Here is a 15,212-nt window from a genome sequence, read left to right on the forward strand (position 1 = left end):
CGGCAGCGGGGATTCGCACCGCCGCCCGCCCCGGAGGTAACCTTGAAGAGTTCTTCAATTCCTCAGGCGAGGTGCGCTCCCGATGAAGCCCGCGGTTCCGCTGTACCAGGCGAAGGCGGAGTTCTTCCGCATGCTCGGCCACCCCGTCCGGATCCGGGTCCTGGAACTCCTCCAGGACGGCCCCATGCCGGTCCGTGACCTGCTCGCCGACATCGGGATCGAGCCCTCCAGCCTCTCCCAGCAACTCGCGGTGCTACGACGCTCGGGCATCGTGACGGCCACCCGCGAGGGCACCACCGTCGTCTACGCACTCGCCGGCGGCGACGTGGCCGAACTCATGCGGGCAGCCCGTCGGATCCTCACCGAAATGCTCACCGGCCAGAGCGAACTGCTGGCCGAACTGACCACCGCGGACCAGCGAGGCACCTCATGAGCAAACGCCCCGCCAAGGGCGAGCAGGACCGGGAAGCGTGGCTGGAGAAGGGGGTCGCGCTCCGCGTCTTCTTCTACATCTTCGGCACGCACTTGTTCGCCGGGTTCATCTGGATCCTCTTCTACGTCGGCGAACGGGCCAGGTAGCGGCGGACGAACCACGGAGCGACCGGCGCTCACATGCGGCGCAGCAACTCCGCCACGACGGCCCCGGGCAGGGCGGGGTTGGCGGCCGCCGCTTCCACCACCTGCCAGTCCGCGTCGTCCAGCAACTCCACGACAACCGACGACTCAAGCTCCGGACGGCCGGCGACGATCGGCCTGGCCCGCTCGTCCGCCAGGCACGCGAGCAGCGCCCCTGCGGTGGCGACGGGGTGCCGGGCGACCTCGCGCAACGCCTTCCGCGCCGGTGGCTCGTGTCGGGCCACCTCCTCCAACAGCGCCGCGGGGGCGTCCGGGTTCGCCGCCACGCGGGCGTGGACGCGGACGCCGTATCGATCGACCAGCGCGCGCAGCTGCCGCTCCGACAGGCCGGGGTGCGCAGCAATGGACTTGGCCACCTTCGCGTCGGCATCGCCGACCAGCCGGTCGCGCACCGCGGGCGGCAGGTCCCGTCGCTGGGCCACCAGCATCCGGATGACCGGGTCGGGCGCCGCGGCCAGCCCGTCGACCTCGGCCGCTGCGGCAGTGGCGATCCGCGGCAGGAGGGTGCTGCCGATGCGGGAGGTACGGGCCAGCTCCCTGAGGACGTCGAGGGGCACCCGGGGGTGGTGTGCGAGCCTGCGGCGCACCTCGGGGTCGTGGTCGCGGGCCAGCGTCCGGATGACGGCGTCGTCGATGGCAGGGTTCTCGGCCAGTTCGCCCCGGACACCGGGGACGGGGTCCGAGGCGAGTCGTGTGCACGCCTGCGCGGCCAGGTCCGGGCGCCCGGCTAGCGCCCAGCGCAGCGCCGTCGAAGGGTGCTCGACGGCGGAGACGAAGGCGGCGACCGCTTCGGCGGGGGTGGCGGCGTTGCGCAGCGTCGCCACCCGCACGTCGTGAACGGCGGACTCGTGGGTGCCGTCGCAGCCGAGCGATGAGAGTCGCGAGTGACGCTGCTCCCCACGGTCGCAGCCCGGACAGCGGCGCGGCGCGGAAAGCCCCTCCCCGACCAGGAGCGCCCCCAGGACGGCCGGCGGCGTCGCCTCGTTGGTCGCCACGGCACGGCGCACCTCCGCGTGCGGATGATCCGCGAGGGCGGCGGCCGTGTCAGGGCCCGCCCACGAGGCGAGTTCGACGACGACGCGCACGTCCCGGTCCGCCGTGAGCGTCGCCACGACGTCGACCGGCAGTCCGGGGCATGCCGCCAACTTCTCCCGGCGCTCCGGGTCCGGATCCGCCGCGAAGAGGCGCGCCCAGCCTGCCGGGCCGAGGCCCTGGTCGAGCAGGGCGAGGGCGACGACCGGCCGGGTGCGGGGGTCGATGTCGGCGGCGGTGAGCCGGCCTTCGTACGCGAGCCGCACCGCGCTGGCCTCGACGCGTGCCGCCAAGGCAACGGCCTGGGTGCGGCTCAGGTCGGCCCGGCCGGCGAGGGCCGCGCCGATGTCGTCGTCCGCGACGCCGATCAGCCGGTCGATCGCCTCTGGCGTCAGGGCGGGGTTGGCGGCGAGCCCGCACAGGAGATGGCGCATCCCCGCATCCTGCCCGCCAACTGGACGACGAGCGCGGGGGTTTCCCCACCGCCCACGTGGCCGTGCCTATGGGCGCTTCGCGTTCCGTCGGTACTGGCGCTGTTGGCACGCGCGTGAGCAGTACGTGCGGCGGCGGCCCCGGGGCTCGCGGGGGAAGGGGGCCGAGCAGACGACGCAGCGGCCTTCGGATGGTGGCTCTTCCGCACGGAGCGGCTTCTTTTCGTCACGCTGCCGCGGGGGCGGGGTGCGGCCCGGGAGTGAGCGGGCCGCGGCCACCAGGCCCTCGGTGGGGACGAGTCCGCGGGGCGTGCGGTTCATCAGTTCCGCGTCGAGTTCCGGGCACTCGTCGACGATGTCGTCGTCCGGGCACTGGAGCAGGTGCAGCAGGTAGGCGCGGGCGCTCTGCAACTGCTCGATCTTCTCTTCGACCACCCGGGCGTGCTGCCGCACCGTCCGTCGCCAATCGCCGTTCCTGCTGCCCGAGGTCACCACGGACGCCTCGTCGAGGGGCATCGCCCCGGTGACGCAGCACAGGTAGGCGAGGCCGATGCGGCGGAGTTCCGTCTCGGTGTAGACCCGGCGGCCCCGCACCCGCGGCGGGGCGGGCAGGACCCGTTGGGACTCCCACCACCGCAGGGCCGACGGGGCGAGGCCGTAGAGGGCGGCGGCCTGGCCGATCGAGACGCCTCGGAGATCGCTCATGCGGTCATTTGACATCAAGTCGCCTTGAAGACTCAAGATCTTAGTGAGGTAAGGCATACCTTGTCACACCCGGCCGGGGTGCGGAGGTAGTTCCACCGCGTCAGGGGTCGAGGGGACAAGGGACGAGGCGGCGATCACGCAGGCCGTCGTCCAGCGCGACGACCCGGACCGCACGGTGATCGTGATCGTGCACCGGCCCGCCACGCTGACCGCGGCGGACCACGTCGTCGCGCTGGACGACGGCCGGGTGGTGGAGTCCGGGACGGCCGCGGAACTGCTGTCCAGGGGCGGCGCGTTCGTCCGTCTCACCCGGCAGTACGAGCACGCCCGGCACTGGCGCATCGGCCCGCACGGATGACGGCCGGCGCCCGTCCGCCGGGCGGGCGTCGGGCCCGACCGTGACCGTCCGGTCCACCGGCGAGGACATCACCGTGCCGGTCGCCGACCGCGGGATCTCGGCGCCGGGCCGACGGGACTGTGACGAGGAGCCCTACGGCCACAGCACGTGGCGCTGCCAGGGCGCGGTGCGGGTGGGGCGTTCGTAGCGGAGCCGGGTGTGGACGCGGTCCTTGGCCGCCTGCCAGAACTCGACCCCGGTCGGGACGAGCGTGTGGAGCGTCCACGCGGGGTCGACCAGGGCGGGGTCCGACTCGATGCGGGCGAGGGCCGCGCGGAACGCGCCGTCGCGTTCTTCGGGGTCGGTGAGGTGGTCGCTCTGGCGGCCCAACAGCGTCTCCGCCCGGGCGGAGGGCGTGCGGGCCAGCAAGTCGGCCGCGCTCTGCTCCGGGGGCGCGGGCTCGACGTCGCCGCGCAGTCGAACCTGTCGGCCGAGGAGGGGCCAGTGGAAGGTGAGTGCCGCGCGGGGTCGGGCCGCGAGTTGGCGGCCCTTGGGGCTGCCGGCGTGCACGGCGAACTGCCAGCCGGCGTCGACGTCGTCGACGTGCTTGAGGATGAGCACCCGGGCGTCCGGGACGCCGTCGTCCCCGACCGTCGAGAGGGTCATGGCGTGCGGCTCGGGCACGCCCGCCGCGACGGCCGCCCGCAGCCAGTCGAGGAACAGCGGGACGGGGTCGGCCGGGGCGGCGGCCGGGTCGAACTCAGCGAGCGGGCCGGCGAACACCTCAAGGTCCCGCAGCCACTGCCGTACGTCTACGGGTTCGTCAGCGCCGTCACCGGGCGCGCTGCTCGCACGCTCCAGGTACACCCACGCGCGGGTGCCCGAGCGCAGGGTGACCTCGACGCGGGCGTAGTCGTCGACTTCGTACGCGTCGGCCGCGGCGAGTTCGGCTTGGGTGATCGTGAAGACCCGCCCTTCGACGGCGTCCCGGGCGTTGGCGGAGGCGACGACCATCGGGTGCCGGTCGGTGCCGCTGGCCCGGATGACGTCGGGGTCGGTGATCAGGACCGTGGTGGTGCGGTGGCCGGGCAGGGCGTCCGGGACGCCGTCGAGCAGCCGGCCGAACTGGGAGAGCTGGACTTGGGGCAGTTGGAGCGTGCCGTACGAGAAGAGGTGGACGGGGCGTTCGGCCATCAGAGGTGGCTCCTTCGCGACGGGAGGTCAGGGGGACGGTCAGGGGGTGCGCGCGCACTGCGCGGCCAGGCGCAGGCCCTCGTCGACGGCGCCCGGGATGTCGACGACCGGGAACAGGACGTGGCGCACGGTCCGTTCGGCGTCGGCGATCAGGATCAGCCGCTTGTGCCGCAGCCGGCCCGCACCACGGAAGGTCGGCAGCCGCAGCGCCGCGGCCAGCCGGTGGGCGGCGTCGGAGAGCAGGGCGTACGGCACCTGCTCGACGCGGGCGAACTCGGCCTGTTCGTGGGGGAATTGGGTGCTGATTCCGCGCACGTCCGCGCCGACCCGTTGGAAGTCGGGCCAGACGTCCCGGAAGAGCCGGTTCTCCAGGGTGCAGCCGGGGGCGCCGGGGATCGGCGGATCGCCCCAGTCGACCCCGGTGCCGGGGTAGGTGAACAGCACCGTGGCGCGGGCTCCGGCGGAGACCAACGGCAGTTCGGCGCCGCCCTGGGCGCCCGGCAGCGCGAGCCCGTCGGGCAGTCGGGTGCCGGCCAGCGCGTGGACGCGGGCGTGCTCCGCGCCGTCCTGCGCGCTCGTCGCGGTGAGGCCGCCGTCGCCGAGCACCCAGCGGTCGCCCCAGTCCTGCATGGCGACGAGCAGCGGCAGCAGCGCTGCGCCGGCGTCGGTGAGCAGGTACTCGTAGCGCACTGGGCGCCGCTGGTAGAGGCTGCGGCGCAGCACGCCGCGGGCGACGAGCCGGCCGAGGCGCTCGGTGAGCACGTTCCGCGACAGGCCGATCTCGGCGGCGAGCGCGTCGAATCTGACGTGGCCGCGGGCGATCTCGCGCAGGACGAGCACGTTCCACCAGTCACCCAGGACGACGGCTGCCTGGGCGATGCCGCAGGTCTCGTCGGCGTTGTGCATCCTCATGGGCCCATAGTAGGTTCATTTTCAGGACCCACTTTGTTTCACGCTAAAACTTATCTCTGCCGTGATGCTGCGCGGCGGACCGAACGCGAGGAGGCACGGCGTGCCCGTCGTCATCAGCCGGATCGTCGGACGCGAGATCATCGACAGCCGGGGCAACCCGACGGTGGAGGTCGACGTCGTCCTCTCGGACGGATCGCTGGGCCGGGCGGCCGTCCCCTCCGGTGCGTCCACCGGGGCGCGCGAGGCGGTGGAGCTGCGCGACGGGGACCCGGCCCGCTTCCACGGCAAGGGCGTGCGGCGCGCGGTCGACGCCGTGAACGACGCGATCTCGGACGCGGTGGTCGGCCTCGGCGCCGACGACCAGGCGACGATCGACGCGACGCTGATCGACCTGGACGGCACCGCCGACAAGGGGCGGCTGGGCGCGAACGCGATCCTCGGCGTCTCCCTGGCCGCCGCCAAGGCCGCGGCGGCCTCGCACCGGCTGCCGCTGTACCGCTACGTCGGCGGGGTCGACGCCCGGCTGCTGCCGGTGCCGATGATGAACATCGTCAACGGTGGCGCCCACGCGGACAACCCGCTCGACTTCCAGGAGTTCATGATCGCCCCGATCGGGGCGGCGACCTTCGCCGAAGCGGTCCGGATGGGCTCGGAGGTCTTCCACACCCTGCGGAACGACCTGATCGCCGCGGGCCACAGCGTGAACGTCGGGGACGAGGGCGGCTTCGCGCCCGATCTGCGCACCGCCGACGAGGCCCTGGACTTCGTCGTCCGGGCCGTCGAGCAGACCGGGTACGAGCCGGGCACCGACATCGTGCTCACCATGGACCCGGCCGCGTCCGAGTTCTTCCGCGACGGCGCGTACGAGTACGCCGGCGAGGGCGTGCGCCGCTCCCCCGCCGAGCACGCCGACTACCTGGCCTCGCTCGTCGAGCGCTACCCCGTGACCTCCATCGAGGACCCGATGGCGGAGGACGACCACGCCGGCTGGCGCGCGCTCACGGCCCGGCTCGGCGACCGCTGCCAGCTCACCGGCGACGACGTGTTCTGCACCAACGAGGCGCTGCTCACGGCCGGCATCAGGGACGGGATCGCCAACTCGATCCTGGTGAAGGTGAACCAGATCGGCACCGTCACCGAGACGCTGGCCACCGTCGCGACCGCACACCGCGCCGGCTACACCGTCGTGATGTCGCACCGCTCCGGCGAGACCGAGGACACCACGATCGCCGACCTCGCGGTGGCCACGGGCTGCGGCCAGATCAAGACCGGCTCCCTCTCGCGCGCCGACCGCACCGCCAAGTACAACCAACTCGTGCGCATCGAGGAGGAGTTGGGCAAGCAGGCGCGGTACGCGGGCAGGGCGGCGCTCGGTCGCGCGTGACAGATACCGTCCGGGCTGCGCGGGTGACGCCCGCCGGGGCGCGGAAGGCGCCCTGAATCCTTCCGCCGTCGGGACGCCTCTCATGGGGGTACGGACGAACGGGCCGTACGCGAACCGGAGGTAGTCATGATCACGGGTGCCGTCATCGGCGGAGCCGTCCTACTGTGCGCCTGCACCTTCTTCTTCCTGCGCCGCCGCGGGAGCCGCCGTGGCTGACCGCACCTGGCCCGGCGACCAGTTGATCGCCGCGGCCCGGGACGGCGACGGGGAGGCGGTGGCCGCCCTGGTGTCCGGCTCGCACCCGCACGTGCGGCGGTTCGCGCACTCCCTGTGCGCCACCCCGCAGGACGCCGAGGACGCCGCGCAGGAGGCGCTGATCATCCTGTACCGGAAGATCGGGATGCTCCGGGCCTCGGGCGCACTGGCCTCCTGGATGTTCCGGATCGTGCGCAACGAGTGCCTGCGCCGCACCCGACAGATGCTCCGCGGCTCCGAGCCGCTGCCGGAGGCGGCCGCCCCCTCGCCGGAGGAGGACGTACTGCTGCGCCTGGAGGCCGAGTTGGTCGCCCGGGCCATCGCCGCCCTCCCCGCCGACCAGCGGCGGGTGCTGATCATGCGGGACGTGCAGGGTTACAGCGGCCGGATGACCGCCGACGCCCTCGGCCTGAGCACCGCGGCCATGAAGTCCCGGCTGCACCGGGCCCGGGCCGCGGTCCGCGAGGCGCTGCGGCCCGGTTCCGGCGCGGGCGCCGCACGGGGCGGTGGTGCGAATGCGTGAGCCCGGCGACTTCGCCAGCGCGTCCGTACCCCGCCACCTGGCGCGCGGCGCCGTCGGCTTCGGCTCCCTGGCCGCCTCGGTCCTGCTGATCCCGCTGACCGGGCCGGTGAGCCTACTGCTCGCCCCGGTGGGGCTGCTGGCGCTGCGCGGCTGCCCCCTGTGCTGGACCGTCGGCCTGGCCCAGACCCTGTCGCGGGGCAGGCTGCGACGGAGTTGCGAGGACGGCCGCTGCGAGTTGACCGTCGCCCGGGGCCCGGCGCAGAAGGAGGTACGGGACCGGGCGGCGGCCCGGACCTGACGGAGCCGGCTCGCCGGGCGTGCGCTTTCGCCGCGCCGGGCGAGCCGGCCCGCCCGTTCCCCGGGGCAGGTGCGACCCACCCCGAGACCGTGATACTAATACCGGTATAAGTATTGGCCCCGGGTGGGACGAGGAGCGACTGCACATGGTGGAGATCAAGACGGACGCGGCGATGGACGCCATGCGGGAGGCCGGGCGCGTGGTGGCCCGCGCCCTGGCCGCGGTCCGGGAGGCGGCCGACGTGGGGGTGTCCCTCAAGGAACTCGACGACGCGGCCCGCGCCGTGCTGAACGAGGCTGGCGCCACCTCGCCCTTCCTCGGCTACCAGCCGTCCTTCGCGCCGACCCCCTTCCCCGCCGTGATCTGCACCTCCGTCAACGACGCGGTGAGCCACGGCATCCCCACCGGCTACCGGCTGCGCGACGGCGACCTGGTGAGCGTCGACTGCGGCGCCCTGCTCGACGGCTGGGCCGGCGACGCAGCCGTCAGCTTCACCGTCGGAACGCCGCGCCCCGAGGACCTGGAGCTGATCGACGCCACCCGTCGGGCCGTCGACGCCGGCATCGCCGCCGCCCGGGTCGGCGCCCGGATCGGCGACATCTCGCACGCGATCGACGCCGTCGCCCGCAAGGCGCGCTGCGGCATGCCCGCGGACTTCGGCGGCCACGGCATCGGCCGCAGCATGCACGAGGACCCCCACGTCCCCAACCGCGGGCGCCCGGGCCGCGGCTTCCCCCTCCGGCACGGCCTGGTCCTCGCCATCGAGCCCATGCTGATGGCCGGCGGACGGGACAAGTACCGCACCGACGTCGACGGCTGGACCCTGCGCACCACCGACGGCAGCCGGGCCGCCCACTTCGAGCACACCGTCGCCATCACCGACCGGGGCCCGCGCGTCCTCACCCTGCCCTGACCCGCACCCCTCGCAGGAAGAAGCGAACCGGGGCGGCGGGGCCCGCCGTCAGGCGGCCGGAGCCGACACGGCGGTGTTCTGGCCCGCCACGATCTTCCAACCGTCGGGACGCTCGGCGACGACGTAGAGCGTCGAACCCCAAGGCCCCTCGACGGGCCCGCCGGCGGCGTCGGTCGGCGTCTGGACCACGTTCACCGCGATCACGCCCGGGGCGACCGCCAGCAGCTTGGTGATGTCGTAGCGGGCGTAGGAGTCCCGTAGGAACCCCTTCAGCGCCGGCCCGCTGAACTCGGCGATCGCCGTCCGCCCGTCCAAGCGGGTGCCCATGGCGTTGGACCAGGACGCGTCGACGGCGAACTGCTCGCTCAGCGCCGTCCCGTCCTTGGCGTTGAACGCCTGCTCCAGCGCCTTCACCACCCCGGACACCGCCTCCCGGGTCTGCTGCGACACCGCTCCCACGACGAGGACCTCGTTGGTCATGACCGCTCCCTCTTCCACTGGGGCTTCCGGACCGCGTCCGGGGCGACCGCGTCGACCGCCGGACACCATCCGACAACCTCAAGCAAGATCGAGGTCAAGTGCGCCAGCGGATGGCTTGTTTGCCCGCTTCCCCACCGGCCCGGACGCGCAGGGGCTACCGTCGAGCACGGAACACGGGGGTTCCGCGCGTCGACGGGACCGTCGCGCGCGGAGACGGAGGGGGATCCGCGCATGTCCGCCGAATTCGGCTTACTCGGCACCATCGAAGCGCACATCGACGGACGTCCCGTCGACGCGCTCGGCCACACCCGACAGCGGTGCGTCCTGGCCGCGCTGCTCGTCGACTCCCCGCGGGCGGTGACGGCGGAGCAACTGGTCGAACGCGTCTGGGGAGACGACCCGCCGCGACAGGCGCTCAACTCCGTGTACAGCTCCGTCTCCCGACTGCGCCGGGCCCTCGCTCCGGCCGGTGAGGTGCGGATCGACCGCGGGCCCGGCGGCTACGTCGTCACCACCGAAGCCGACGCGGTCGACCTGCACCGGTTCCGCACGCTGGTGGCCCGCGCCCGCAAGGCCGACGACGCCGAAGCCGACGCGCTGTTGGAACAGGCGCTGCTGCTGTGGCGGGGCGACCCGTTCGCCACCGTGGACACCGTCTGGTTCAACGCGCTGCGCGAGACCCTGAAGCACGAACGCGCCCAGGCCGAACTGGACCGCCACGACCTGCGACTGCGCCTCGGCGACCACCTGAGGCTGCTCAGCGAACTGCCCGCGCTCGTCCGGCACCGACCGCTGGACGAGCGGCTGGTGGGACAGCTGGTGCTGGCCCTGTACCGGGGCGGGCGCACGGCCGAGGCGCTGACGCGGTACGAAGAGCTGCGCCGGCGACTCGCCGACGAACTCGGCGCGGACCCCGGACCTGAGTTACGCGCCCTCCACACCCGCATCCTCACGGCCGACCCCGCGCTGACCGCCCCCGCCGCCCCCGTGGACCCCACCGCCGCACCGGCGTCCGGTCCCGTCCCGCGACAACTCCCCTCCCCACCCGTCACGTTCACCGGCCGCGCCAAGGAGATCACGGCACTCGACGGCCTGTTGGCTGACGGTGCCGAGCCGGCACGGACCGTGGTGATCTCCGCCATCGCCGGGGCCGGGGGCATCGGCAAGACCTGGCTCGCCCTCCAATGGGCCCACCACCACCTGGACCGCTTCCCCGACGGGCAGCTCTACGCCAACCTCCGCGGCTTCGATCCGCTGGCCGACCCGATGTCCCCGCAGACGGCCCTGCGCGGGTTCCTGGTCGCGCTCGGCACCGACCCCGAGGGGGTGCCCCGGGACCTCGACGGACAGTCGGCGCTCTACCGCAGCCTCACGGCCGGCCGCCGCTTCCTCGTCCTCCTCGACAACGCCCGCGACACCGCACAGGTCGCTCCCCTGCTGCCCGGCGGTGACGGCTGCACCGTCGTGGTCACCAGCCGCAGTCGCCTGCCCGGGCTGACCGCGGCCCACGGCGCCCGCCCCCTCACCCTGGACGTGTTCGCCGAGGAAGAGGCCCACGCGCTGTTCACCCGGCTCGTGGGCGCCGAACGCACGGCCGCCGAACCCGCCGCCGTCACCTCCCTGTTGGCCTACTGCGCCGGGCTGCCGCTGGCCGTCGGCATCCTGGCCGCCCGCGCCGCGACCAGCCCCGAACTCCTCCTCGCCGCGCTGGCCGACGAGGTGGGGGAAGCGCACTCGGGGCTGGACGCGCTCGACACCGGTGACGTCGCGGCCGACCTGCGCGCCGTCCTCACCGCCTCGCTCAAGGCGCTGCCGCCCGCCGCCGCGCAGCTCTTCCGGCTCCTGGGCACGGTGTCCGGCACCGACGTCGACCCGTACGCGGCGGCGGCACTCGCCGAGTCGACCGCATCCGCAACCCGGGCCGCCCTCCGGGCCCTCGTCGGCGCGCACCTCCTACAGGAGCACGCCCCCGGCCGCTACCGCATGCACGACCTGACGCGGCTGTTCGCCGCCGAGCGCGCCGCGCGCGACGAGTCGGCGGCGTGGCAGCGCGGGGCGCTCCAGCGGTACGCGGACTTCCTGCTGCACACGGCGACCGCGGCCGTCGGACAGGTCGATCCGCGCCGCACGAGCGCCCCCGGGGAGGCACCGGCGCCCTTCGCTGCCCCGCAGTTCACCGCGTACGAACAGGCCCTGGACTGGCTGGACGCCGAGCGGGAGAACCTCACGGCGCTGGTGCGGCGGGCACACGAGTGCGGACTGCACGAGCACGCCTGGCGGCTGCCGCGCACCCTGTGGCCCTACTACTTCCTCCGCGGCCACCTGACGGAGTGGACCGCCTCCCACCGGGTCGCCCTCGCGGCGCTGGGGCACCTCGACGCCCCCGCGGGGCACGCCGACACCGTGCACAACCTCGGCACGGCGCTGTGGCAGCTCGCCCGGTACGAGGAGGCGGCCGGGGCGTTCGAGGAGGCGGTGGACCGACGGCACTCGCTGGGGGACCACGTCGGGGTGGCGTCCTCCCTGACGAACCTGGCCGTCGTCTCCTACTACAGCGGTCGCTACCCGGACGCCCTGCGCCACGGCCTGCGGTCGCTCGCACTGCGCCGCGACGCGGGCGACGTCCTCGGCGAGTCGTCGACGCTGACCCTGGTCAGCGGGGTCCTCGCCCGGATGGGCCGGTACGAGGAAGCGCTGTCGCACTCCCTGCGTTCGCTCGACATCTTCCGGGAGCAGGGCGATCCGCACGGCGAGGCGAGCGCCCGGCTCAACCTGGGCATCCTGTACGAGCGGCTGGGCCGCATCGACGACGCCTTCGCGTACGGGCGCGTGGCCCTCGCCGCGATGGAGCGGCTCGGGCACCGCGCCAGGACCGCCTTGGCGTACTCGGTCCTGGCGACCGCGCACACCCGCGCCGGGGAGCACCGCACCGCGCTGGAACTGCACCGCGAGGCGCTGTCGGCCGCCGAAGGGCTCGACGACCCCGGCGAGTTGGCGGTGCTGGACCTGGAGCACGCGGTCAGCCTCCAGGCCGCCGCCGACCACGCCGGCGCCCTGGGGCGGGCCCGCACCGGGCTCGCCCACGCGGAACGCGCCCGTGATCCGTACGAACAGGCCCGCGCCCACCAGTTCGTCGCCGATGCGCTCGGCGCCCTCGGGCGCAGCGGCGAGGGGGCGACGCACCGGGAGCGGGCGCGGGCGGGTTTCGCCGCGCTCGGCGTCGAGCCGCCGGCCCCGTGCGTCGACGGGGCCGCAGCTCCCGGTGGCGCGGACACCGCGCAGGTGTCCTGAGGAACGCCCGTACGGCGCAGCCTCAGCCGGCTTCCAGCGCCACCGGCACCGTCGGCACGCCGTCGCGTCCGGTCCTGCCGGCGTGCAGCAGCAGGTCGCTGTCGCCGATCCCGGCCCACCCGAGGAGGTAGCCCAGCAGGGAGGTGCGTCCCGGTGCGCCGGTGGAGAAGCCGGCCGTGCGGATGCGGTCGAGCACCCGTTGCTGGAAGTCGTCGGCCCGCTCCAGCAGGGACCTCTCGCCCAGCAGCCGACCGGTGGCGATCAGCGACTGCACCACCCCGCTGCTGCCGTGGCACACCGACAGGTCCACCGGCCCGCGCTCGGGCAGGCGCACGGCGGCTGCCAGCAGTTCCGCGTGCCAGCCGTCGTGCAGCGCCTCCTGCCGGCCCGCGGACACCAGGATCTCCGCGGACGCCAGGAGCAGCCCGGCCGCTCCCTTGCACCATCCGGTGCCGGTGGGCGCCGCCCCGTGGGCGGTGCGGTCCGCGAGCCAGTCGGCCGACGCGCGGACGAGCGCGGCGTCGCCCAGTACCCGGCCGGCCCGGGACAGGGCCCAGCGCAGTCCGAGTTCGCCGTGGGCCACGTCGGACCAGTCGGCCGCCCGCGGTGCGTCGAGCGCGGCCCGTACCGCGTCCACCAGGGTGGTCAGGGGTGCGTCGACGGGCAGCAGGCTCCGGTCGCCGCGCTCGGCCCGGGAGAGCAGCACCATCAGCAGGCCGGCGGGGCCCGACGCCAGATCGCCGCCCGCGCTTCCGTCGGCGATGCGTTCCCCGACGGTGCCGAGCAGGTCCTCCAGCCAGTCGGGGGCCGGCCGGCCGGGGCGGGCGAGCAGCAGCGATGCGGTGCCGGAGAACACCGAGTCGGCGGTGTCGGCCAGGGCGTCGCCGTACACGGACAGCAGGGCGTCCAGGCCGCGTTCGGCGCTCCAGTGGGCATCGGTCAGCTCGACGTCGTACCGGGCCGCGCGCTCCAGGAAGGAGACGATCCCGCCGGAGTCGTGGAAGGAGACGAAGGTGCCGGGCGCGAGGGTGGGGGTCGCCCTGCCGGGCCCGACGCCGCACAGCCAGCCGGTCTCCGTGCCCTTCGGGCCCTCGGTGCTGACGCCGACGTCCCTGATCAGCCGGGCGATGGCGGGCCACCAGGCGCCGGGGGCGGCGGCCAGGTGGCTGCGGCGGAAGACGCTCTGCGCGCTGAGTCCCTGCGGCCCGCCCTCGTCGGCGAGTTCGCCGAAGGTCTCCTCCAGCAGGAACCGGTGGTGCAGATCGCCGCGTGCCGCGTTCACGGCGACGCCGGCGCGGGCGAACTCCAGCGGCGTTCCGGTGACGACGGCGAGCGGCCCGGCGCCGATGGCGGTGATCTCCCGGCTGTCGCCCCGGGTGCTGAAGTACGGCACGTTGCCGGTGGCCAGGCAGGCGTGTTCGGCCAGGCCCAGTCGGTGTGCGCCCTCCTCGGAGAGGTAGGCGGGAAAGCCCGCCAACAGCCGCAGCAGCCGGTCGGACTCGGCGCGGTCGGCGAGGTAGTCGGGGTGGGTGGCGGCGTCCAGGAAGCGGGCGTACACCATGGTCGAACGGATCAGGCACCGCACGGGCAGGTCGGCGTGGGCGTCCAGGACGCGCAGGACGTCTCGGCTGCGGACGAAGGAGAGGGCGTCGGTGTATCCGGCCACTATGTCGGCGTAGTGGTCGGTCGCCTTCAGGGGCACGTCCCCGAGGTGGGGGAGGTTGCCGTCATGCCGGTACGCACCGGTCTCCCAGCCGACGGAGATCGCGTCGCAGCCGGGGTCGCGGACCGTCGCGCCCTTCAGGTCCGAGCGCTGTTCGCCGGCGACGCCGACCCCGGCCATCAGCACGTCGACGGGTGAGGCGGGGTTCACCATCGGCACCAGCATGGTGGTGGCGACGGAGAGTTGGAGGTGGTGCATCAGCGTCAGCGGCAGCGCGGTGCCGCGTTCGCCGACCTCGGGCCGCAGCACCGTCTCCGTGTCGATCAGGCACGGGTGCTCGCCGTGCGCGAGCACGTTCTCGTGGTGCAGGTCGCAGGCGCCGATGGCGCCGAAGACCGCGCAGAGCGCACCGAAGCGGTAGTAGTAGCGCCCGGTCTGCTCGGGCGCGTCCATGGGTCGGTGGGCCACGAACCCCTGCCAACCGTGGCCGTCCGCGCTCAGCGACGGCGGGACGCACCGGCGCAGGGAGTGGGTGAGGTACGGCTCGGCGGCGGCGTACAGGTCCCGTACGAAGTCGTCGGAGACGAGGGGGCGGGGCTTGTGGACGAGCCGGGTGCCGTCGGCCAGCCGTACGCCCACCACTTGGCGGTAGCCGTTGTGCAGGTCGGACCCCGCGGCGGAGAGCGCCGTGATCCGCGCCCCGGACGCGTCGGGGCCCACCAGCGCGGCGGCCCGCAGCCGGGGCAGGTCGTCGGCGTAGTGCTGGAGGACTTCGGCGTACGCGGCGAGGGAGCCGCGGACGAAGGCGTCGAGGCGTTCGTCGAGCACGGGGTGGTCGGCGAGGATCCGTTCGCAGGCCGCCGGGTCCTCCAGGTGGTGGGTGAAGCGGCGCAGCGCGCGGTCGCCTTCCTTGGCCGCGGGGAGCCCCTGGCCGGCCCGGAAGGAGTGGAAGGCCCGGATGAGGGTCCGGAACGACTGTCCCTCGACGGCCTGTTGGAGGGTGGCGTGGACGTCGTCGAGGAGTTCCGCGAGCCGTTCGGGGACGGTGACGGGGACGGCGGTCGGGCGCAGCGCCGCGGCGACCGCGGCCGGGCTGACGACGTGCCGGTAGAAGGGGAGGAAGGCGGGGATCGCGACGGTCGTGGTCTCGGTCATGGC

14 protein-coding genes are annotated in these 15,212 nt (G+C 74.2%); 8 read left to right on the forward strand and 6 right to left on the reverse strand.

Features of this window, described 5'->3' with window-relative positions:
- The first annotated feature begins 82 nt into the window (after positions 1 to 82).
- Together ACH4E8_RS15250 and ACH4E8_RS15255 are read left to right on the forward strand one after the other, a co-directional pair.
- Positions 83 to 433 (forward strand): metalloregulator ArsR/SmtB family transcription factor, encoded by a 351-nt coding sequence (locus ACH4E8_RS15250; RefSeq protein ID WP_361546779.1) that lies wholly within the window; start codon positions 83 to 85, stop codon positions 431 to 433.
- Positions 430 to 579, forward strand: a complete 150-nt coding sequence (locus tag ACH4E8_RS15255; RefSeq protein WP_398448152.1) for a DUF6126 family protein — start codon at positions 430 to 432, stop codon at positions 577 to 579. The genes ACH4E8_RS15250 and ACH4E8_RS15255 overlap by 4 nt, the downstream gene beginning before the upstream one ends.
- A 29-nt stretch (positions 580 to 608) precedes the next feature.
- Here ACH4E8_RS15255 and ACH4E8_RS15260 read toward each other — a convergent pair whose 3' ends face one another.
- Both ACH4E8_RS15260 and ACH4E8_RS15265 read right to left on the reverse strand, forming a co-directional pair.
- Entirely contained in the window at positions 609 to 2,102 is a 1,494-nt protein-coding gene (locus ACH4E8_RS15260; RefSeq protein WP_398448154.1) for a hypothetical protein, read from the reverse strand.
- Positions 2,103 to 2,168: 66 nt separating this feature from the next.
- Positions 2,169 to 2,804 carry a MerR family transcriptional regulator gene (locus ACH4E8_RS15265; RefSeq protein WP_398448156.1) on the reverse strand — a complete coding sequence of 212 codons (636 nt, stop codon included), beginning with the start codon at positions 2,802 to 2,804 and terminating at the stop codon, positions 2,169 to 2,171.
- A gap of 175 nt (positions 2,805 to 2,979) precedes the next feature.
- On the opposite strand from ACH4E8_RS15265, the gene ACH4E8_RS15270 reads away from it, so the two are divergent.
- Positions 2,980 to 3,162 carry a hypothetical protein gene (locus ACH4E8_RS15270; protein ID WP_398448158.1) on the forward strand — a complete coding sequence of 61 codons (183 nt, stop codon included), beginning with the start codon at positions 2,980 to 2,982 and terminating at the stop codon, positions 3,160 to 3,162.
- Between the two features lie 132 nt (positions 3,163 to 3,294).
- Here the strand turns inward: ACH4E8_RS15270 and ACH4E8_RS15275 are convergent, their stop codons facing one another.
- Both ACH4E8_RS15275 and ACH4E8_RS15280 read right to left on the reverse strand, forming a co-directional pair.
- On the reverse strand, positions 3,295 to 4,335 hold the full coding sequence (locus tag ACH4E8_RS15275; protein WP_398448160.1) for a pyridoxal 5'-phosphate synthase: 1,041 nt from the start codon (positions 4,333 to 4,335) through the stop codon (positions 3,295 to 3,297).
- Between the two features lie 39 nt (positions 4,336 to 4,374).
- The gene (locus ACH4E8_RS15280; RefSeq protein WP_398448162.1) at positions 4,375 to 5,247 is read right to left on the reverse strand and encodes a winged helix-turn-helix transcriptional regulator; all 873 of its coding nucleotides are present in this window, start codon (positions 5,245 to 5,247) and stop codon (positions 4,375 to 4,377) included.
- A 100-nt stretch (positions 5,248 to 5,347) separates the two neighbouring features.
- On the opposite strand from ACH4E8_RS15280, the gene eno reads away from it, so the two are divergent.
- The 4 genes from eno to map all read left to right on the forward strand — a co-directional run bounded on the left by eno (position 5,348) and on the right by map (position 8,620).
- Entirely contained in the window at positions 5,348 to 6,631 is a 1,284-nt protein-coding gene (gene eno, locus ACH4E8_RS15285) for a phosphopyruvate hydratase (RefSeq protein WP_398448164.1), read from the forward strand.
- 208 nt (positions 6,632 to 6,839) lie between these two features.
- Positions 6,840 to 7,409 (forward strand): RNA polymerase sigma factor, encoded by a 570-nt coding sequence (locus tag ACH4E8_RS15290; protein WP_398448166.1) that lies wholly within the window; start codon positions 6,840 to 6,842, stop codon positions 7,407 to 7,409.
- The gene (locus ACH4E8_RS15295) at positions 7,402 to 7,707 is read left to right on the forward strand and encodes a hypothetical protein (RefSeq protein WP_398448168.1); all 306 of its coding nucleotides are present in this window, start codon (positions 7,402 to 7,404) and stop codon (positions 7,705 to 7,707) included. The genes ACH4E8_RS15290 and ACH4E8_RS15295 overlap by 8 nt, the downstream gene beginning before the upstream one ends.
- Before the next feature lie 145 nt (positions 7,708 to 7,852).
- The gene (gene map, locus ACH4E8_RS15300) at positions 7,853 to 8,620 is read left to right on the forward strand and encodes a type I methionyl aminopeptidase (protein ID WP_398448170.1); all 768 of its coding nucleotides are present in this window, start codon (positions 7,853 to 7,855) and stop codon (positions 8,618 to 8,620) included.
- A gap of 48 nt (positions 8,621 to 8,668) precedes the next feature.
- Here the strand turns inward: map and ACH4E8_RS15305 are convergent, their stop codons facing one another.
- On the reverse strand, positions 8,669 to 9,100 hold the full coding sequence (locus ACH4E8_RS15305) for an SgcJ/EcaC family oxidoreductase (RefSeq protein WP_398448172.1): 432 nt from the start codon (positions 9,098 to 9,100) through the stop codon (positions 8,669 to 8,671).
- A gap of 231 nt (positions 9,101 to 9,331) precedes the next feature.
- Here ACH4E8_RS15305 and ACH4E8_RS15310 point away from each other — a divergent pair, with 231 nt between their 5' ends.
- Positions 9,332 to 12,391, forward strand: a complete 3,060-nt coding sequence (locus tag ACH4E8_RS15310; protein ID WP_398448174.1) for a BTAD domain-containing putative transcriptional regulator — start codon at positions 9,332 to 9,334, stop codon at positions 12,389 to 12,391.
- Positions 12,392 to 12,413: 22 nt separating this feature from the next.
- On the opposite strand, the gene ACH4E8_RS15315 is transcribed toward ACH4E8_RS15310, so the two are convergent.
- The gene (locus ACH4E8_RS15315; protein ID WP_398448176.1) at positions 12,414 to 15,209 is read right to left on the reverse strand and encodes a DUF4135 domain-containing protein; all 2,796 of its coding nucleotides are present in this window, start codon (positions 15,207 to 15,209) and stop codon (positions 12,414 to 12,416) included.
- Positions 15,210 to 15,212: the final 3 nt, after the last annotated feature.

The organism is Streptomyces sp. NPDC017979, from assembly GCF_044328175.1.
Lineage (GTDB): Bacteria > Actinomycetota > Actinomycetes > Streptomycetales > Streptomycetaceae > Streptomyces.

What these genes read in the sequence shown, in the direction of transcription:
- ACH4E8_RS15250 (WP_361546779.1), top strand. Translation starts at nt 83, where the DNA reads ATGAAGCCCGCGGTTCCGCTGTACCAGGCGAAGGCGGAGTTCTTCCGC.
- ACH4E8_RS15255 (WP_398448152.1), top strand. Translation starts at nt 430, where the DNA reads ATGAGCAAACGCCCCGCCAAGGGCGAGCAGGACCGGGAAGCGTGGCTG.
- ACH4E8_RS15260 (WP_398448154.1), bottom strand. Translation starts at nt 2,102, where the DNA reads ATGCGCCATCTCCTGTGCGGGCTCGCCGCCAACCCCGCCCTGACGCCA.
- ACH4E8_RS15265 (WP_398448156.1), bottom strand. Translation starts at nt 2,804, where the DNA reads ATGAGCGATCTCCGAGGCGTCTCGATCGGCCAGGCCGCCGCCCTCTAC.
- ACH4E8_RS15275 (WP_398448160.1), bottom strand. Translation starts at nt 4,335, where the DNA reads ATGGCCGAACGCCCCGTCCACCTCTTCTCGTACGGCACGCTCCAACTG.
- ACH4E8_RS15280 (WP_398448162.1), bottom strand. Translation starts at nt 5,247, where the DNA reads ATGAGGATGCACAACGCCGACGAGACCTGCGGCATCGCCCAGGCAGCC.
- ACH4E8_RS15295 (WP_398448168.1), top strand. Translation starts at nt 7,402, where the DNA reads ATGCGTGAGCCCGGCGACTTCGCCAGCGCGTCCGTACCCCGCCACCTG.
- map (WP_398448170.1), top strand. Translation starts at nt 7,853, where the DNA reads ATGGTGGAGATCAAGACGGACGCGGCGATGGACGCCATGCGGGAGGCC.
- ACH4E8_RS15305 (WP_398448172.1), bottom strand. Translation starts at nt 9,100, where the DNA reads ATGACCAACGAGGTCCTCGTCGTGGGAGCGGTGTCGCAGCAGACCCGG.
- ACH4E8_RS15310 (WP_398448174.1), top strand. Translation starts at nt 9,332, where the DNA reads ATGTCCGCCGAATTCGGCTTACTCGGCACCATCGAAGCGCACATCGAC.
- ACH4E8_RS15315 (WP_398448176.1), bottom strand. Translation starts at nt 15,209, where the DNA reads ATGACCGAGACCACGACCGTCGCGATCCCCGCCTTCCTCCCCTTCTAC.